At 53.8% G+C, this 20,642-nt stretch carries 8 protein-coding genes; 3 read left to right on the top strand and 5 right to left on the bottom strand.

The genetic code is table 11. The annotated features are described in order from the left end of the window. Positions 1 to 8: 8 nt before the first annotated feature. From ACN0YN_RS23610 to ACN0YN_RS23600, 3 genes are all read left to right on the top strand, one after another. Entirely contained in the window at positions 9 to 1,934 is a 1,926-nt protein-coding gene (locus ACN0YN_RS23610; RefSeq protein WP_417387489.1) for a DUF1592 domain-containing protein, read from the top strand. A 96-nt stretch (positions 1,935 to 2,030) separates the two neighbouring features. After that, entirely contained in the window at positions 2,031 to 3,416 is a 1,386-nt protein-coding gene (locus ACN0YN_RS23605; protein ID WP_417387488.1) for a DUF1552 domain-containing protein, read from the top strand. Between the two features lie 272 nt (positions 3,417 to 3,688). After that, positions 3,689 to 5,980, top strand: coding sequence for a glycerophosphodiester phosphodiesterase family protein (locus ACN0YN_RS23600; protein ID WP_417387487.1), 2,292 nt, complete (start codon positions 3,689 to 3,691; stop codon positions 5,978 to 5,980). On the opposite strand, the gene ACN0YN_RS23595 is transcribed toward ACN0YN_RS23600, so the two are convergent. From ACN0YN_RS23595 to ACN0YN_RS23575, 5 genes are all read right to left on the bottom strand, one after another. After that, positions 5,977 to 7,410: a DUF1501 domain-containing protein gene (locus tag ACN0YN_RS23595; RefSeq protein WP_417387486.1), complete on the bottom strand. Its 1,434-nt coding sequence runs from the start codon at positions 7,408 to 7,410 to the stop codon at positions 5,977 to 5,979. The genes ACN0YN_RS23600 and ACN0YN_RS23595 overlap by 4 nt on opposite strands. Before the next feature lie 8 nt (positions 7,411 to 7,418). Then, positions 7,419 to 10,631, bottom strand: a complete 3,213-nt coding sequence (locus ACN0YN_RS23590; protein WP_417387485.1) for a DUF1549 domain-containing protein — start codon at positions 10,629 to 10,631, stop codon at positions 7,419 to 7,421. Between the two features lie 18 nt (positions 10,632 to 10,649). Then, positions 10,650 to 12,290 (bottom strand): FecR domain-containing protein, encoded by a 1,641-nt coding sequence (locus ACN0YN_RS23585; RefSeq protein WP_417387484.1) that lies wholly within the window; start codon positions 12,288 to 12,290, stop codon positions 10,650 to 10,652. Beyond that, positions 12,283 to 12,807 (bottom strand): sigma-70 family RNA polymerase sigma factor, encoded by a 525-nt coding sequence (locus tag ACN0YN_RS23580; protein ID WP_417387483.1) that lies wholly within the window; start codon positions 12,805 to 12,807, stop codon positions 12,283 to 12,285. The genes ACN0YN_RS23585 and ACN0YN_RS23580 overlap by 8 nt, the downstream gene beginning before the upstream one ends. Before the next feature lie 461 nt (positions 12,808 to 13,268). Beyond that, a complete protein-coding gene (locus tag ACN0YN_RS23575) occupies positions 13,269 to 20,462 on the bottom strand; it encodes a hypothetical protein (RefSeq protein WP_417387482.1) in 7,194 nt (2,397 codons plus the stop codon). Between the last annotated feature and the right edge of the window lie 180 nt (positions 20,463 to 20,642).

The following is a 20,642-nucleotide window of genomic DNA, read 5'->3' as shown; positions in this document are numbered from 1 at the left end:
GTTTTTGAATGTCTATTACAGAGACGCGTTTTATACGCGCCGCGATTACCATACTGCTGTGGTGCGTCCTGTTAATCAGCCCGAATATTGGTATCGCTGCGTCAAAAGAGAGCGATACCCAGGCTGTTCAAAAAGCCGAAGCGGAGAAGTTTTTCAAAAAACGGGTCACCCCCTTCATCAAAAAATACTGTATCGACTGCCACCAGAACCGACGACCGACAGAAGCCGGGCTCAGCTTTGACCCGGCACTGCAGACTCCTGGTCATGCGGCTTTCAGTGAGAAGTGGAAGAAATCAGCCGCCCGGGTGAAAGCACACGACATGCCGCCGGACGGACTGGACCAGCCGACCGATGAAGAACGTCAGATGTTCGCAGAATGGCTGGAGAAGGTGAAATATCTCAGCCCGAAAGATCCGGGCACCTTTGTCATTCGGCGGTTGACCAAAACGGAATATGGCAACACGCTGCACGATCTGTTAGGCGTCGATCCCAACATCGTCGCCAGCCTGCCCGACGAAGTCAGCGGCGAAGGATATCTCAATTCGCTCTCTCCGCTGCAACTCGAACAGTATCTGTCAATCTCCCAGCAGGCGCTGGATCAGGCGCTGGCGCCGGAAGGCAAGCCCCCCACGAAAATTCAAAAGCAACTGTTTGGTGAACCGCCGGCCTCCGGAACTGATATCCAGGCAACCGCACGCAAGATGGCCGGGACACTGGCGCGGAAAGCCTATCGACGACCTCCCTCCGCTGCGGAACTGGAAGTCCTGCTGAACGTGTTTGATCTGGGGCAACAGAACGACCTCAGCTACTTCGCCTCCAGTCGCCTGATGCTCAAAGCGATTCTGGTCTCTCCCCAGTTCCTCTTTATCACTCCGGCGAAGGAGATCAAGTCGGAGAAAGGGATTGTACCGCTCGATGATTATCAGCTCGCCTCGCGCCTGTCATACCTGCTGTGGGCGACCATGCCCGATGCTGAGTTGATGGCGTTGGCTGATCAGGGAAAACTCCACGAGCCTCCAGTCCTCAAAGCACAGGTCACGCGCATGCTGCAGGATCCCCGATCGCGAGCCCTGTTTGATGGTTTTGGTGCGCAGTGGCTGAAGCTGGGCAATCTGCACGAGCGCACTTTTGATCTTGAGAAATTCCCACAGATGACTGACGACATGCGGACGGCGATGTACGACGAAGCCCGCCTCTTTTTCGAAAGTATCGTGCGTGAGAACCGCAGCGTTGCCGGCTTTATCGACAGCGACTACACCTTCCTCAACGGAGACCTGGCTACGCTTTATGGTCTGGAAAAAACGGTCACCGGCCCCGAGATGCGTAAAGTCAAACTGACGAATGGCAATCGAGGCGGGATCCTGGGAATGCCTGGCGTGCTCGCTGCAACCTCCTTCCCCAACCGTACCAGTCCTGTCAATCGAGGCGTCTGGGTTCTGGAACAGGTACTCGGAGACGAAGTGCCAGCGGCTCCGCCTAATGTTCCGGCATTGGAGAAACAGGACCAGAAGCAGGTCAAAAATCTATCGCTCCGCGAACGCACGGAACTGCACCGCGCCGATCCTGTCTGTGCCAACTGTCATCGCTTGCTCGACCCGATCGGGTTCGGCCTGGAGAACTTCGATGCGATTGGACGCTGGCGTGACAAGGACGATAACGGTCAGGCCATCGACGCCTCCGGCGAGCTTCCGGGGGGCAAGCATTTTACCAACCCGCAGGAATTAAAAAATATTATCGCCGGGCACAACGCAGAGTTTTCTCGCAATCTGGTCGAACGCCTGTTAGCCTATGCATTATGCCGACGCCTGGAAGGTTATGACGAAATTGTGGTAGATCAGTTGATGCAGAAGATTGCCCAGGATGGCTACCGCATGCAGACCCTCATCACTGAGGTCGTTACCAGTTATCCCTTTACACATAGACGAATCGAGTAACACACGAACAAAATATTTTACGATTATGCATGACGGAATTGCAGCCCGTCCTGCCTCCCACTTACTTTCCTCTGCAACCCACCCAAAGGCCCACCCATGACCAAATACACAACAATCAATCGTCGTACCTGTCTGAAAGGATTAGGAGCCGCACTGGCTCTCCCCCTGCTGGATGTCATGGGCTGGGCAGAAGCCAGCGAGAAAAAAGAGTTCAAGCCACCGGTCCGGCTCGGGTTCATGTACATGCCTCACGGCGTGATCATGGATCAGTTCTGGCCTAAAGATGCGGAGAGCTTCCTGACTTCGCCTCCCCCGGCTCTTGAGTCACTGCGGCCCGTGCTCGATCAGTGTCTGCTGATGAAGGGCATCGCCGGCGTTTCCAACGGCCCCTATCGGGGCGCACCGCACGCCCTCGAACTCTCAACGTGGCTCACCGCCGCTTTGCCCGACCCGGACAAACGGGATAAGATCAGCATCTCGATCTCCGCCGATCAGATTGCCGCGAATTCTCTGGGAGCGTTCACCGCATTGCCCTCACTGGAACTCGCCACGATGCCCCAAACGTGGAAGGAAAACCAGGCCGGGCTCAACGAAGCCTACTATTCGCACTGCAGCTTTCGTTCTCCCACCCAGGCGGTTCCTGCCGAGACCAATCCCCGCAACGTGCTGAATCGCCTGTTCAACAAAAAGGAACAGGAGGACGGACTGACATCAAACGGGATGAGCGGCTTAGACCGCAGCATGCTGGACCTGGTGATCGGCGGTGCCCGCGATCTCAGACGCACCCTCTCGCAGACTGACCAGAAGAAACTGGATCAGTACCTGGACAGTGTTCGCTCGGTGGAACGCCGGATTGCCGCCATTGAAATGCGCCAGAAAGATGCGGCTCTGGAAAAAGCGGGAGTCCGCCCCAGCCGCAGTCACAAGACTGCTCCGCCCATCGAAATCAAGATTCCGGAAGGTGACAAACGCAGCGAGTACATGCAGGTGATGTGTGACCTCAACGTGCTGGCCTTCCAGACCGACACGACCCGCGTCTGCACCTACATTGGTTCGACCCCGAACGGCGTCTCCTATCCGGAACTCGGATTCAAAGACCAGCATCATTCCCAGACCCACCATAACGGCGAGAAGAAGAAGGTCGACAAAGTCGCCGCGATCACGAAATTCAATATCGACCAGTTCGCCTACATGGTCAACAAAATGCACAGCCTGCAGGAAGGGGACGGCACGCTGCTGGATAACTGTATCATGATGTGGGGCTCCGGCCTGGAAGACGGCGACAGGCACACCCGTGCCAACCTGCCCTTCATTCTTGCGGGTAGCGGAGGTGGTGCCATCAACACGGGACGTTTCCTGCCCGATGTCAAAGGCAACCAGGGGGACCTGCTCACCACCCTGCTGACATGCGTCGGCATTCCACTCGACCGCCCCGTCGGGATCGCCACAAAACAGATCAAAGAGATTCCCGCCCGATCCTGAAACAGGGTCTGGATTCATCCTTCTCAGTAATTCATTCGGCTGCTGACACCTGCGTGAGCAGCCGCTTTGATTTAACTCTCCTGCGCCCTTCGTCAAAATCGCTGTGTATCCCGCATGCTACAGCATGAAGACTCTGTGAATACCACACGTGAAAGTCAGGTCCTGATTTGCTCAAAAGCAAGATCTTCGGTACCGTATTAAGAACGCAAACGCTCACCAGACACTGCAGCAGAGATCTCGATCAGCAGCTTATCAATATAAAGGTCATCCCAATGCGACTTCATTCTGTGTTTGTCATAGTAGCCTGCCTGACCACCATTCAGTCAGCGTTGGTTTGTGCATTCGAAAACGAAACTGCCTCCCCCAAAACGACCGGCAAACTGGAACAGATCATTGCCCATCGGGGTGCCAGCAGCGACCGGCCCGAGAACACACTCTCTGCATTCAGGCAGGCGATTCAACTGCAAGCGACCGCCGTCGAAATCGATGTGCGTACCAGTAAAGATGGTGAGCTCTTTCTGCTGCACGATGCGAAACTCGATCGGACAACGAATGGAAAAGGGGTCGCCTCAGAGCTGACCATGTCTCAATTAAAACAGCTCGACGCCGGCTCCCGCTTCAGGGAAGAGTACCGTGGCGAACGAATCCCCACGCTCAGCGAAGCCCTGGAAGTCTGTCGGGGGAAAATTGACGTCCTGCTGGACCTTAAGGAACAGGGCACTACTTACGCAGAGGCAGTCGCAAAGACGGTTCGCGAGCATGGTGACCGGCTGCACACAATCGTCGGCGTCAGAACGGTAGAACAGGCGCGTCTGTTTCGGAAACTGCTGCCTCAGTCGCCTCAACTGGGCTTCATTCCCAGTCCCGAAACAATCGATGCCTTTGCCAAAGCGGGCGTGGAAACCATCCGTCTCTGGCCCCGCTGGCTCGTTGATAAATCACTCGTCCCCAAAATCAGGAATCTGGGTCTCAAACTGCATCTGAACGGCTCCACGGGAACGCCCCAGGAAATCTTACCCTTGCTGCAGCACAACCCCGACTGGCTGCTGGTAGATGACGTCGCCACATTAATGACCACTCTGCAGGAACATCAGCACAACGGGAAGATCTCTACGAAACTGGACCAGTTGATTGACAAGACAGCTGGTCCGGCCCTGGTTCCGGGCATCAGCCGCCCGGATGCTGTCACGTTTCTGAATCGTGATTACAGGATGCTGGAATTACCAAAAGAACTGGAGGGGCAGCCCCGATATCTGTTTGATGGCGGCAGCGGGAATCAAGTCGAGATCACATTCAAAAAACCGGCAGTGATCTTTGCGGCGTTCGAATACAACAATACGGGCGCCTGGTCTTTCCCTCAGGGACGCTCCCCCGTGGATCATGGCTGGCAACTCCTCAGCAAAAACGCCTATCGTGGTTCGAGCAATGACAGGCAGAAAGACAAACCGCATTTCGCTTCGATCTATTTCTGTGAGTTCCAGGCCGGGCAAAAACTCTCCGGGCTTCCCCCCTGGTGGGTGTGCCTGGCGATCACCGATCCGGATTCTGCTACACAGATCCCCGGTTTCAAAGTGGGAACCTCAGGGCAGGTCCATTTCCCGCCCACTTTCTCATACGAAGCAGAAGCCACACGCGCCCGACCGCTGCAGGTTCCTGAATTCAAAAATGCACAGCAATGGAGCGATTGGCAGGCGGAACAACGCCGCACATTTCAAGAGCAGCTTGTCTTTCCTTATCAAGGGAAGATCGAGATCACACCAGTGGGCGCAGCCGTAGATCGGGAAACGTTCCAGCAGCGCGAATTTGCCGTGACCAATGATGGCCAGAGAATTTTCCGTTTCTTTCGGCTGACTCCCCGGTTGGCTCCTCCCGAAAAAGTTTTGCCGACCATTGTCTGTTTCATGGGCCATGGGAAAGTCCGTCAGATCCTCGAAGATCGCAACAGCTATCAGCATGCCTGTGCCGCCCGCTTCGCTGAGCAGGGATACCTGGTCTATGCGATGGAAAACGTCGGCATGGAACCGGGCAGTGACCGGCATCATGAGCTGGACCATCTATTGCGTTTAGATGGATATAGCTGGTACGGCCTGCTGTTTGCCCATCAGCAAATCCTGCTGCAGCACGTTTTTGCAGATCCACAGGTGAACACAAAAAAAGTGGGCGTCACCGGTGTCTCCACCGGAGGTTTACTTGCCCTTTCGGCGGCTGCCTTTGAACCACGCATCGCTGCCACTTCCGTGCAGGGAATTTTCGGGAGCATGCGTGTCTCCTTCATTCGCGACCGTCACCGACACTGTCATTGTGGTGCCATCCCTGGCCTGCTACCTCAGTTCGATCTGCCCGAGATGGCGCTGCTGGTCACACCCCGCAACATGCATATTTCGAATGCCGTCTCTGATGGTTTCAGTCCTGCCGAAGCCAAACGCTGCATCAATCTCATCGCCCCCATTTACGAACAGGCGGGGGGAGAGACTCCCGAGTTCAGTGAACCGCCGGGCAACCATGAGTACGCCTTCGAAGCAGCGTTGAAGTTTTTCACGAAGACGATCGGAAAGCCCGATTAACCGGTCACCAGTTTCTGGAGAAATTCGCCTTCATTGACAGTGGGACGTTCGGGGCGGCCGTTGTATTCGTACGTGAGTTTCATCCGATCCAGGCCCAGCAGATGCAGAATCGAGGCGTGCAGATCGTGAACGTGCATCCGGTCTTCAATCGCCCGCAGCCCCAGTTCATCGGTGGCCCCGATGGTTTGTCCCCCTTTGATCCCACCGCCGGCCATCCACATGGTGAACCCGGTCGGGTTGTGATCGCGTCCGTCTCCTTTTTCCGACATGGGCGTCCGGCCGAACTCGCCTCCCCACACCACGAGCGTCTCATCCAGCAATCCCCGTTGTTTCAAATCCCTGATCAGTCCGGCTACGGGCAAATCCATCGCCTTACAGTGCTGGGTGTGATTCTTCTCAATCCCCGAATGCGCATCCCACTTACTGCCGGCGCCATGATACAGCTGCACGAAACGGACGCCCCGCTCCACCAGTCGGCGTGACATCAGACAGAGTCGACCGAAAGACGATGTTTCCTGCTGATCCATCCCGTACAGCTGGCGGGTGGCAGCGGTCTCCTGGCTCAGGTCGACCGCCTCGGGTGCTTCGGACTGCATCCGAAAGGCGAGTTCGTAACTGGCGATGCGTGCGTCGAGCTCTGTCTGCCGGGCATGCTGACGGGCATACCCCTGGTTCAACGATTTCAAGAATGACAGTTTTTCGCGCTGCCGGGCTTCTGTTACACCTTCCGGATTATTCAGGTTCGGAATCGGCTGTTTTCCCTCCTGCAAGCGAATTCCCTGGTACACCGCCGGCATGAATCCGGTCCCCCAGTTCCGCGGACCATTTGTAACCGAGGAGCGGTTATCCTGCATGACCACGAACGAGGGGAGGTTCCTGTTTTCCGAACCGAGCCCGTACGTCACCCAGCTCCCCAGCGAAGGCCGCCCGCCGATCAGCGAGCACGTATTCATCTGGCAGACACTGGAGGAATGATTCAGCCCATCCGCCCAGCAGGAGCGAATGACGGCAATATCGTCGACGCAGGTCGCAATTTCGGGCAACCAGTCCGAGACCCAGGTTCCCGCTTCGCCATGCTGTTTCCACTTCCGCTTCGAGATCAGCAAGGGAGACCGGGATTCCCCGGCGGCGGTCAGAATCTCACCGAAGCTGTCGGGCAGAGTCTGTCCTGCCAGCTTGTTCAACAGCGGCTTGGGATCGAACAGATCGATGTGGCTCGGTCCCCCCTCCATGAACAGGAAGATGATATTCTTCGCCGTCGGCTTGTGGTGGGGCACCGGCCCTGCAGTGGTCGCAGGCCGACTGGCTGCAGATGCCGCGTCCGCCTGCGCCAGCAGACTGGCCAAGGCAACGGAACCAAAGCCAAGCCCACTGCGTTCCAGAAACTCGCGTCGGGTACGTGGTGTTTCAATATGTGGTGTAGAGAACATGGAGCGCCTCAATCAACGTATAAAAATTCATTCGAGTTCAACAGAATGTGACAAAGATCAGCAAACGCCGCACGACGGGGATCACTGGCTGCTGTCGGCCGGTCATCCCGCGTGATGTCATACTGATGGGACGAACTGTCCTCAAACATGCCCGGTACGGGATCGAACCTCCAGTACCCCAGCGTCTGCTCAGTAATGGATTCCTGCGTATACAGAAGGGACGGAACATCCAGAGCCGCCGATGACAGGCGGACCTCGTCAATCAACCCGTCAAACAGGCTGTTCTTATTCTGGACCATGCGGCCGATGGCCAGCGCCAGACGATTGTCGTGCACCTCGACAGTCTGGTGTTGTTTCGTAATCTTCCCCAGCTGCTCATCGTCATTCGAGAGGTCCTTCAGGAAGAAGTCGATCGAGCCGGCCCGTTCGCCCGTCACATGAAAACTGACTGCGGCATAATAGGGCGTATTGAATTCAATATGCTGATCTGAAAAGACAATCTCATCGCCCAGCTTTCCGTTCCGCTTTTTACCGTAAGTCCGAAAGACCAGCGTTTGCGGCTTGCGGCGCGAACCACGGCCCGTCACGCCGAACAGCCAGCCCGGCTCAGAGACCTTACCGCTCCACTTCGAAACGATCGTCCGCACCGCCCCGGAGTCATAGATCGACTTAATCTGGAAGTAGGCTTCAATGGTAAAATCATGCGGCGTCAGCTGCTTATTATCGGCGACGTAGAACGAAGAAGGCTTATCGGCGTGAAACACTACCGACTGCCCATTGCGGTAAGGCATCGTCGCGGTTTCGAACTGCTGCAGATCGACGGTCGGTTTCTGTTCCGCCAGCAGTCTGGATTCACGATCGAGAAACTCCCGGGCCTGTGACAGTTCACCGGAGGTCACCGGTCTCCCGAAGGCGATTTGCCACGCGCGCCTCAGAGCCAACTCTTCCTGATCGGCTGAGGGAACTGTGGCCGCTTCCTGTTCGGCTCGTTGCGCGAGTTGATCGGCGAACCGCAGCATCTGCTGGCTGTTGAACAGCTGCAGTGACTGCACGGGAGAGGTTGTCGTATCGCGGGCCGACACGCTGGTGAAGAACCGGGGCAGGTCGAACACCTGCAGTAATGGATCACGGCTGTTGCGCATCATCCGCAAATAGATGGAGCGGCGGGGGACGCTGGGAGTCACACCGGGACCGCCCGCCTTGAGATCCAGTTGGCCGGTCACCGCCAGGATCGAATCGCGAATCTGTTCCGCATCCAGGCGGCGTGTCTCTGCACACCAGTATAATTTGTTGGCAGGATCGAGGGCGAACATCGACGCTTCCTGAGGATGCTGAGTCGACTGTCGATAGGTGGCTGAAGTGACGATCAGACGATGCAGACTCTTGAACCGCCAGCCTCCATCCAGAAACTGCTGTGTCAGCCAGTCCAGTAATTCGGGATGCGAAGGTGGGCCACCCAGTCGACCTAAATCGCTGCTGTGTGGCGCCAGCCCTTTGCCAAAGTGATATTGCCAGATCCGATTGACGATCACCCGCGTCGACAGCGGATTACTGTCCTGCGTGAGCCAGCGGGCTAACGCGGTTCTGCGACTGGTGGTCCCCTGTTGTGGCGAACCATAATAATCGTCCGCCGGTGTCTCCAGAATCGTCAGGAAACCAGGGTCGCATTCGGTCCGTTTCTTAGGGATCCTGGTCTGTGGTGCCTGCGCCCCGACATCCCGGACCTGCTGTGCCAGCGGCAGCGGTTCCGGCTTCAGTTGATCGAACTTCGCCAGCTTACGCCTCAATGCCAGAATCTTTTCTTTCGTTTCTCCCTTCAACTGTTTGTCGAGATTCCGGTAGTTGTGCTCTACCTGCCGCCATGCCAGTTCGACAAGTTGCTGTTCCCGCGGAGTCCGTTTCTCTTCCGGTTTGTGAATCATCGCCTGGATGTCAGGCGGAAAGGAGATGATGACAGCCCGGGCTTTCTTCCGATACGGGGCTTCCAGCTCCGCAAGCTCCTCGCGAATCGCTTTGGTCGCCTGCTCCCAGGCACTCAGTTCACTATGGTATTGTTCCAGTTGCTCCGGCGTCCCCACTTCCTGGGCAGTCTCAATCAGAATTGGTTCAAAGAACGCACGTAACTGGAAATAGTCCTTCTGCAGGACGGGATCAAACTTGTGATCGTGACAACGGGCACATTGCATCCCCACGCCGAGGAAGACATCGCCGACCGTGTCCGTCAATTCATTCAACATAATATCCCACTGACCGGCGACATCACGGCTGTTCCACTCATAAATCCCGTGCGTCAGAAAGCCGGTTGCAATCTGGGCGTCGACGTCACCAGGAAACAGCTCGTCTCCCGCCAGCTGTTCCTGCACGAACTGACTGTAAGGCTTATCCTCATTCAGCGACCGGATTACATAATCGCGATAGCGCCAGGCATTCGAACGATAGCCATCAGCCCGGTAACCGTCGGAATCCGCATAGCGGACCACATCGAGCCAGTGCCGGGCCCAGCGTTCGCCATAACGGGGACTGGCCAGCAGACGATCGACCAGCCGCTCATAAGCATCGGGACGCTGATCCTGCACAAACTCCTGCACTTCCTGTGGCGTGGGAGGCAGGCCGTGCAGATCGAAATAGACCCGCCGGATTAACGACTCCCGATCTGCCTCCGGTGCCGGCGTTAACCCCTGCTGTTTTAAACGAGCGAGGATAAACCGGTCGATTTCGTTTTTGCTCCAATCGCCGGTCGCGGCAGGGACCGTCACAGACTGCAGAGGCTGAATCGCCCACCAGGCACGGTCTTCTGCGGTAAACCGGGGGCCCTGCTCTTTGCGGAGCGGAACCGTATCGTCGGCACCAGGCCAGGGCGCACCCAGCGCAACCCATTTTTCGAGGATCTTGATCTGCTGCTCGGGCAGTCTTCCCGCGGGCGGCATCTCGTACGATTCATAACGCACGGCCTCAATCAGCAGACTTTTCTCCGGCTTACCCAGAACCATAGAAGTGCCCGACTCGCCTCCCAGCAGAATGTGGCCGCGTGTATCGAGCCGCAGGTCGCCCTTTTGTTCCTTCTCTCCATGGCAGGACCAGCAATGTTCCGCCAGCAGTGGACGGACTTCGTTCTCGAAGAACTTCATCATTTCCGGCGAGATATCAGCAGCGTTCGCCGCAGACATCGTCAGCAGAGTCATGAGAAGCCAGCATACGGTTGTTGTGAATCGATGAAGCATAATATTCCAGGGTGAAAATTATTTAATGGGAGGAAGTCCAACAATGACCACCGGGTCAATCCGGTCGGCGTCGTCCTGGGCATCCTGCAGGAACAGTCCGGTAATCGATTCGCCCGGCGGAATCTGCATGTCATCCAGATCAATCCCGACGGCAAACAGCCGCGAAGGAACCTGATGCACCAGCTGCGAACGCGCCACGATCGGCAGCGGCGTTCCATCGTCGGCGAAATCGGGACTCAACTGGGTCAAACGGCAGCCGGTCATAATCTGTGCCTGCTCGGAATGACCGTCGATGTCATATGTCCGGACCGTCATCGGCCGGGCAGTCGGGTGATCGGTCTGCGGGTACAAATGGAACACGTCCCCCTCCAGCGAGTGGGCGATCGACTGGGCATCGAAAATAATCAGGTCAGGGCCAGGTCCGTTCACCACCGGTTGTTCGAAAACCAGGTTCATGCCGGGAGTGCCGTTGCGTCCCAGTTGAAATTCGCCCTGGTGCACTGCTTTTTCTCCGCCCGGGTTGATGAAACCCGAAGCAAACAACAGATTCATCGGACCGAAGCGGTTCAATTCCTCAGCGGGCGCCTCGGCGGGAACGACCCCGAACGCATGGGAGCCGGGCCGATAATGATTCACGACAGGCAGAATGAAATCGTCAGCCTGATAAATGCGTTGTGCTCCCGCCCGCTGCACGGAGACAGACGCCAGCGACTTCGCCCGCCCCTGTTCGTCCGGAATCGATTCATAAGCAATCAGATGGTCGGGGATGGCGTCGATATAGTCTTGAGTCGACTGATCGCGGTCTCCATCCATTACATTCAGGTCGGTGCCCACATAAGCGGTCTCCCCTTTGAGCAGACGCTTTTTGCGGGGATCACTCAGTGAGGAGACTTCCGCCTCCCCATCCACGACGGCCACATTCGAGGCACCGTCTTCCGCAACCGTCACGGAAAAACGCGTCCCCAGGTCAACCACATTACTGGTCGGCGTGCTGACTTTAAAACCTTCTGCTCCGTCGGGTGCATAGACCGAGCATTTGCCGAGGTTCACCACCAGTTCCTCTTCTTGTGCCACCTGGAACAGTGCGGGTGCCTGGAGAATCACTTCCGCTCCCGAGGCAAACCGGATTTTGACCATGCCGTCCTGCAGCATATAGTTCTCAGCGAACCGCAGGCGACTGCCCGTCAGCGTGGGAGAACGTGTTCCCCGAAAGACCGCCCGGTGTCCTGCGATCAATGTCGCTTTAGAAAACTGTTCCTGTGGCGATTGATTGTTCGCGGTCTGATTTTTTTCTTCCTGTACTGCCGGGGCTTTCTGTTGTACTACCAGCTGCCGTTCATTACCCGTAGAAACAAAGAGGACTGCCGCCACGACCAGGCAGGCCACAGCACAGACTGTCAGCATCCACACGCCCCAGGGAACCGATTTCTTCTCTTGCGGGTGACTGATGTGATAGTCGGGAACACTTCTGCTGATTTCCCCCAGTTCCATCAGGGATGCATCGAGACACATCAGTACCAGGTACTGTGTCTGCCGTTCCGGCTGATCCAGCAGCAACGACTCCAACTGCTCTGTTTCCGTCTGATCGAGCGGACCATCGGCGAGCCGGTGTAACAGCCGCTGAAATTCCGCGTCGTCCCGTTGATCTTTTTCAGGCATGTTCCACCTCCGACACACGTCGCAGCACACAGTCTCTCAATTGACCGCGGATGCGGCCCACCCGGTCATAGAGGGCGTTGATTTTCATTCCCATCTCCTCCGCCACAGACGCACATTTTCGTCGTTCCCAGTAAACCTGCTGCACCAGCCACAGATCTTTCTGACGCAGAGACTTTAAACATTTCTCCAGCGATGAGAGTTGCACATTGGGAGCACTGCTGCCCTGCATCCGCTCAAAGAGCTGGTTGAGCAACTGTTCGGAGAAATGGTGCCGATCACGGGACGAGACGCGCAGGAAGTTTTTCACTTCATAATAGGCGATGCCCATGGCCCAGGGCAGAAAATCGCATTCCGCGTCAAATTGATCGAACTTGTCCCACAGGATCATGCTGCAGCGCTGGTAGACATCTTCCGCGTCCGTATGGTCGGTCAGCAGCGAGTAAATAAACGCATACAACTGACGACGATGAGCCGTCAGCAATGTTGTGAACTGCAGTTCCTGTTTTTTCTGTTCCATGAATTATGTCAACGATCATTCGAGGCAAGCCAACTCGCGATGTTTCGGTTCTATAAGTAATCGTACACTCAATGTGGATTTCAGGTCGCGTTTTGAAAAGAATCTGCAGATTTCTTCGCAATTACCTTAGACTGTGTCCAGTATTACTGCAGCGTCTCCAGTTCCATTTGGATCGAGTATACCAGATTGACAGAGGCGATGATTAAATGTGATGCGCTCTGGAATCGACGTGCCCGCACTTTAAAAAGCCCATATCCCATTCCCAGGATACAACTTACAGCAAACAGCACTACCGCGTGACGGTTTGGAGAAAGACCTGAGTTCACTTCATCCTCAACTGGTCCAGAATCCGGATAAATATCAATTTCTGGATGAGGTTCAGCGACAGGTCGAAGATGATTGAAATGTCGTTTTTCGCAGTGATACAAAAAACTCACTCGCAATTACTGTAGAATACGACCTCAGAAAGAGAGTAGTTCGGTATCTTCCTGCAATGAGGCAAAAAATCCATCTGCATCCTCACTCCAGTCAGCCAACTTGCGTTCGCCTGGATCCAGAACGTCTTCCATCAACCCAGAGTCTGCATGTTCGTACCCCAGCAGATGCCCCAGTTCATGGTTGATCACCGTCCATAGATCGACCAGCCCTTCAGCCTCACTGCCTGGCAATGCGATGAGACTTAACTCGCTGTTGTACTGAAATTCGCTGAAATCAAGGGGTGTCTCATCGATGAACCAACCAAAGCCAGCAGCATTCACATCCAGATAGATCGTGCCAACAGCAGCCCTGCCCAGTGTCGCACCTGCCAAATCAACGACTTTGACTTTGACATTTGCCAGCAATTCACTCTGCTCAGATGTAAGCTGCTCACCAATCTGACTGACTGCTGTCTCTAAAACCTCATCTGCCACATCCTGTGTGAGCTTACCGGGGCGTGGTTCAGATTGCGGCTGGGTAGAAACCTGCAGTAAATTGCCCCAGGAATCAGGATAACTGGCGGGATAATTCACATTCGGATCAGTTGTTTTATTTTTACCGTAATTCGAAACAAATGCGATTAAATCCCGATAATTGACCAGATCATCCTGATTCAGGTCAGCAGCCCAGGCATAGTTTGAATCTGACTGACTCGGAATCACTCCGTAAACGCTGACCAGAAGAATCAGATCTCGATAATTCAATAAGCCATCATCGTTCAGATCCAAAGGATTGGCATAAATACCGGTGCTCTCGGGTGGATTGAGTACCGTACTGACCAGGTTATCAGAAACTGCATCTGCCAGTGGTGAGCTGACTGAAAGCCCCAGATCATAGGGACCGATTTGTTCATTTACCTTATCGATATCAACTTCATCTCCGGTTTTTGACTCGAATTTGATGCGAGCGAAAAGGAGATAGTCGGAGATGCCCAGACCAGTTGTATTCGTTTCTGCATAAAGGTTCTCCACAACTCCGGTAGAGTCTTGAATCGTGCCTGCCTGATTGAGAGAAAACGCGGCACCATATTGAATTGCCGTTGCAGAGGTATATTGCGTCAGATAATTCAGATCCAGACTGACTGAAGAAATCCCCTGGCTGGAAGTGCTGTCAGTAGTGACCCAGAGTTCCACCCAGTAAGTGGCCCATTCTGAAACCCAGTCCTGATGATCAGCTAACTGAGAAACTTCTCCATTCGAATCAGGAACCGTAGGATTATTTACAACCCGCATCTCGATATCGACCCGAGTACTGACCGTCACAGTAAATGTTCGCTGGATGATGTCATTGTCTTCTGTGGTATCCAGATCACCGTCAAGCCCACCTCCTTCAATTGTCACCGTAATCGTGGCAATGCCGGTCAGGTCTGCCACCGGAGTAAATGTCAAGCTTCCGGTAGAACCCGGTGATGTATAGGACACGACTGGATCAGGAATTAAATCGGTATTACTACTTGTCGCTGTCACACGCAGTGGAACAACCTCTTCGTAATCAGCGCTGATCCCGGTCAGGCTAACCGTTTGCTCTGCAGCGTTCTCATAGAGAGCGAGATTACTTAAATGATCAATATGTAAGAGAGGTAATTCTGCACTGTCCGAGAAGACCCGAACCGATTCCTCATTCCGAAATACGACCAGAACCTGACTGTTAATTTCATCATGGATGATATCGTGAATATTGGCAGGACCTGTTACCCCGGTGACACTGTTATAAAATGAAACACGTCCGCTGACACCGTTGTCTCCATCTCCGATCGTGACTGCCCCGGCATCGGCAGCCGTACCATTATCCCAGGCAGAACTGATTACCAGATAGTTCCCGTTGGACAGCAATCTGATCCCATCAATGCCGAGATTGTCATACCTGGTAATCCCAATCAGGCTGTTCGTTTCAGTTATAATGCCAGTGATTCCTGTAGTCCCGTCTCCAAACGTGACAGCGCCAGCATCTAAAACGCTGCCGTTGTCCCAGTAAGAACTGGTCACGACGTAATTCCCATTCGAGAGAGGAGTCACTCCCTGAAAACCCAGATTGTCATAGGGAGATGATCCAACCAGGCTGTTAGAAGCTGAAATCACACCCACTACACCTGAAGTCCCGTCTCCGAACGTGACCGCACCAGCGTCTTCTATCGCACCATTATCCCAGTAAAAAGAAGTGACAACGTAGTTCCCGTTAGCAAGCGCAGTCACAGCGGACGTACCAAATTCACTGGTCCCCAGATTGTCATCTATCGTTTCTCCTACAAGACTGTTGGCCGCCGACACAACCCCGGTCACTCCGGTCGTACCATTTCCAAATGTCACTGCACCGGCGTTGTATGCATATCCATTTATCCATCTGGAGCTGCTGACCACATAATTACCGTTGGTAAGAGCTACCACACCATCGGAACCAATCTGGTCAAAAGAGGACAATCCAATAAGGCTGTTCGTTTCTGTCACAGCACCGGTTACACCGCTGGTACCGCTTCCCCATGTCACAGCCCCCGCTTCAATTATCGTGCCATTATCCCAACCAGCACTGATGACAACATAGTTTCCGTTCGAGAGTTCTGTAATACCTCCATAACCGACCTGATCGTAGTAGGATGTCCCGACAAGACTGTTGGAAGAGGACACCTCCCCTGTCACTCCGGTCGTGCCATTTCCAAAAGTCACAGCTCCGGCATCAGAGATTGTGTTATTGTCCCAGTTGGAACTGTTAACCACATAGTTTCCGTTAGCGAGTGCTGTAACTCCAGAGGCACCGTAAGCAGTATACCCCAGGGAGTCGCCGCTGGATGATCCCACCAGACTGTTCGCAGTGGAGATGACTCCTGTCACACCAGTAGTACCGTTACCAAATGTCACTGCTCCAGCATCTTCTACAGAGCCGTTATCCCAGACAGGACTGCTCACTACATAGTTGCCGTTTGTGAGTTCCGTCACACCAGAAACACCGACAAAGTCTCCAATACTGGGATCATAGATTTCCTTATACCCCACGCGGTCATAGTCGGATGAACCAACGAGACTGTTGGTTTCTGAAATCACACCAGTCACCCCGGAGTCACCATCACCAAACGTCACTGCCCCCGCATTGATCATAGAGCCATTGTCCCATTGCGCACTGGTAACCAGATAATTCCCATTCGCGAGCGCCGTGATACCAGAAGAGGTACTATCCGTATCGAGCAACCCTAACTGGTCATAGAAGGATGATCCGACGAGACTGTTCGTCGACGAAATGACTCCACTCACTCCAGTGGTACCATCTCCGAACGTCACTGCCCCGGCATCTATGATTCCACCATTGTCCCAGTAAAAACTGGTGACGACATAGTTGCCGTTGGCGAGCGCGGTCACTGCTGAATAACCGTAATCATTGAAACCGACATAATCGTCGGTGGTTTCTCCAATCAGACTGTTGGCCGCGGAAACAACTCCAGTGACACCGGTAGTGCCATTTCCGAATGTCACAGCCCCGGCTTCCGTCTCCGAACCGTTATTCCATTCAGAACTGCTCACTACGTAGTTCCCGTTGGTAAGGATCGTCACACCGTCAACACCGACATAATCGAAGTTTGATGATCCCACGAGACTGTTCGTTTCGGACACCACACCGCTGACGCCAACAGAACCGTCTCCAAACGTGACCGCTCCGGCGTCGATGATCGAACCGTTGTTCCAGTCAGAACTGATTACCAGATAATTACCGTTAGGGAGCGCTGTAATACCAGAGACGATGCTGTGATCATACTCTTCTCTTAAGCCCAGATTATCACTGTCGCTTGATCCAACGAGACTGTTAGATGCCGAGATCACCCCGCTCACACCAACAGAACCGTCTCCGAATGTGACTGCACCCGCGTCAACGATTGAACCGTTATCCCAGTCTGGACTGCTCACAACATAGTTGCCATTGGAGAGTGCGGTGACACCAGAGACACCGTAATCACTGGTGCCCACATAGTCACCGCTCTTTGATCCGACGAGACTGTTGGCCGCGGAAACAACACCACTCACACCGGTGATTCCATTCCCAAACGTCACTGCCCCGGCTTCGGTAGCCGCACCGTTATTCCACTCGGAACTGCTCACCACGAAGTTGCCGTTAGAGAGTGCGGTCACGCCATCCATCCCCACGTGGTCATAATCCGTGGAACCGGTAAGGGTGCTAATCAATTCTCCCGTGACACCGTTAAAGAGATACACTGCCCCGGTATCAGTACCGCCAATGTCGGCATAAGGAGAAGTGATCACAACATTGCCGGTACTCAGCAGTACAACGGTATCACCAAATCCATTTCCGGCACTTTCATGCGGATCAACAAATCCCGGGAATCCTGCAGGAAGTAAAGTCTGATTGTCCTCTACCAGTGGATAGACAGTCACCTCAAACGTGCGCTGGATGGTGTTGTTGTCTCCTGTTGTAGCAAGGTTACCATCCAGACCACCATCTTCCACGGTGACTGTAATAGTGGCGACACCGGTCTGGTTTGCCACAGGAGTGAATGTCAGGCTGCCGGTGCTGTCCGGCGAAGAATAGGACACGACCGGATCAGGGATCAGACTGGTATTACTGCTCGTAGCAGTCACCTGCAGTTCGTTGGGCACAAGGCCACTGGCGGAAATACCAGTCAGATTCACAGTTTGCACTGATGCGTTCTCATTCAAGCCGAGATCACTGATCTCTGCGAGAGTGACGGAAGGGCTGGGATTGCCTTGTGAGAAGACGTGGACTTTTCCCTCATCTGAAAAAACAACAAAAAAGGTGTTATTGACATCATCTGGAATGAGGTCAGGAAAAATGGTCGATGCCATCTGCCCGAGTTCGCTGTTCGTTTCAGAAATAACTCCTGTCACTCCAACAAAGCCATCCCCTAACGTCACTGCTCCCGCGTCGTAGATTAAATCGTTATCCCAATACGGACTGACCACCACATAGTTACCGTTGGAGAGTGTAAGAATCGCAGAAGATTCATAATAACCCGACCCCACATTGTCAAATTCACTCCCACCGATCAGGCTGTTGAGTTCCGACACGATCCCTGTAATGCCGATGGTACCATTTCCGTAGGTCACGGCACCGGCATCATATGTCATACCATTATCCCAATAAGGAGTATTGACAATATAATTCCCATTGGAGAGCGCCACCACTCCAGGGGTACCACCGCCGTAATTTCCGGAACCCACATTGTCATATTCAGAGTTTCCGATGAGGCTGTTAATCGCCGAGACAAAACCGGTCACACCAGTCATACCATTTCCAAACGTGACTGCACCGACATTATATTTCGTACCGATACTCCACTGAGGACTGCTCACGACATAGTTGCCGTTGGAGAGCGCGATCACACCTCCGTCACCAATCACATCACCCTGGGAGCCCCCGACCAGACTGTTGGCAGCAGAAATGTAACCACTCACTCCGGTAGTCCCGTTTGCGAATGTAACAGCTCCAGCACTTTCTATTGAGCCGTTGCTCCAGAAAGGAGTAGAAACCACATAATTGCCGTTGGAGAGCGCCACCACAGCAGGGGTACCAGCGTTATAACTGGCGTAGCCCAGATTGTCATAGGTAGATGAACCGACAAGACTGTTCGCAGCAGACACGGCCCCAGTTACTCCTGTGGTACCATTTCCGAACGTCACCGCACCCGCTTCAGCGATATTGTTATTATCCCATTGCGAACTGCTCACCACATAGTTTCCGTTCGTCAGTGCGATCACACCATCACTGCCCACAGAGTCGTAATAGTTTGACCCGACAAGACTATTGGCAGTCGACACTTCCCCTGTGATACCTGTCGTTCCATTCCCAAACGTCACTGCTCCTGCGGAATCGATATCACCATTCTTCCATTGCGAACTGATCACCACATAGTTGCCATTGGAAAGCGCAGTGACACCATCATATCCCACATAGTCAGATTCCTGTGTCCCGACAAGACTGTTTCCAGCCGATACTTCCCCTGTGACGCCTGTCGTACCATTCCCAAATGTCACTGCACCTGCGGAATAGAAATCACCATTCATCCACTGCGAACTACTCACCACGTAGTTGCCATTGGAAAGCGCAGTGACACCATCACTGCCAATAGAGTCATATTGCTTCGCCCCCACAAGACTGTTGGCAGCCGACACTTCCCCTGTCACACCTGTCGTTCCGTTTCCAAACGTCACCGCACCTGCGGAATATAAACCACCATTCCTCCATTGCGAAGTGACTACCACATAATTGCCATTAGAGAGCGCAGTGACACCACCATATCCCACGAAGTCATAATCCTGAGACCCGACAAGACTGTTGCCTGAAGAGATACTGCCAGTGATTCCTGAACTTCCATTTCCAAACGTAACTGCGCCTGCATCAGTTACATCTGCTTTGTCCCAAGAGGGACTGATTACCACGTAGTTCCCATTGGTAAGTGCCGTAACACCATTCACACCTACGAGGTCATGCTCGGTTTCTCCGACGAGACTGTTCGTCGACGAAATGACTCCACTCACACCAGTGGTGCCATCTCCGAATGTCACTGCCCCGGCGTCAGTTAAAGAACCATTATCCCAGTACGCACTGTTCACGACATAATTGCCGTTAGTAAGCGCTGTAACTGCGGAGTATCCATAATCGCTGGCCCCTACATAGTCGCTACTGGTCGATCCGACGAGGCTGTTCGCTGCTGAAACAACGCCGCTTACGCCAGTAATCCCGCTTCCGAATGTGACAGCTCCCGCTTCCGATTCTGAACCGTTGCTCCATTCAGAACTGCTCACCACGAAATTGCCATTGGAGAGGGCTGTCACTCCATCGATGCCTACATAATCATAATCCGATGAACCGGTAAGGGTGCTGATCAAGTCTCCTGTAGCACCGTTAAAGAGGTACACTGCCCCGGTATCAGTACCACCGATATCAGCATAAGGAGAAGTGATCACAACATTGCCTGTGCTCAGTACGACTACAGTCTCACCAAAACCATTGTAATCGCTCTGATTCGGATCGACGAATTCCGAAAATGCAGCTGTCAGCAGCGTCCGATCCTCAAGCAGTTCGATCTGATTTGCTACAGGCCACGTTCGATGTTTTACAGCCGGAGAAGGATAACATCGCCACAATTGGAAAAACTTATCTTGAATGCTTCGAGAGAAACAGAAAACACGCTCTTCCAACCGCTCTTTGATTCGCATTTGACCTGGCCCTGAATGGAAACATCGAAACAGAATAAGATATTCACATCAGTCTAGCGGTATCATACTTGAGTTCAAAGAAACAAAGATATCCAATTTAGAGAATAAAATTAATCTATGACAATGCGGTATTTTTGGTTGATATTTCGATTCTGACTTGCTCTGACGAAATTCAAAGCA

Source organism: Gimesia sp., assembly GCF_048260065.1.
Taxonomy (GTDB): Bacteria; Planctomycetota; Planctomycetia; order Planctomycetales; family Planctomycetaceae; genus Gimesia.
This window is presented reverse-complemented; position numbering and strand designations above follow the sequence as displayed.

Coding starts and splice junctions, on each gene's coding strand:
- ACN0YN_RS23580 (WP_417387483.1), bottom strand. CDS start 12,807: ATGGAACAGAAAAAACAGGAACTGCAGTTCACAACATTGCTGACGGCT.
- ACN0YN_RS23585 (WP_417387484.1), bottom strand. CDS start 12,290: ATGCCTGAAAAAGATCAACGGGACGACGCGGAATTTCAGCGGCTGTTA.
- ACN0YN_RS23605 (WP_417387488.1), top strand. CDS start 2,031: ATGACCAAATACACAACAATCAATCGTCGTACCTGTCTGAAAGGATTA.
- ACN0YN_RS23590 (WP_417387485.1), bottom strand. CDS start 10,631: ATGCTTCATCGATTCACAACAACCGTATGCTGGCTTCTCATGACTCTG.
- ACN0YN_RS23610 (WP_417387489.1), top strand. CDS start 9: ATGTCTATTACAGAGACGCGTTTTATACGCGCCGCGATTACCATACTG.
- ACN0YN_RS23600 (WP_417387487.1), top strand. CDS start 3,689: ATGCGACTTCATTCTGTGTTTGTCATAGTAGCCTGCCTGACCACCATT.
- ACN0YN_RS23575 (WP_417387482.1), bottom strand. CDS start 20,462: ATGCGAATCAAAGAGCGGTTGGAAGAGCGTGTTTTCTGTTTCTCTCGA.
- ACN0YN_RS23595 (WP_417387486.1), bottom strand. CDS start 7,410: ATGTTCTCTACACCACATATTGAAACACCACGTACCCGACGCGAGTTT.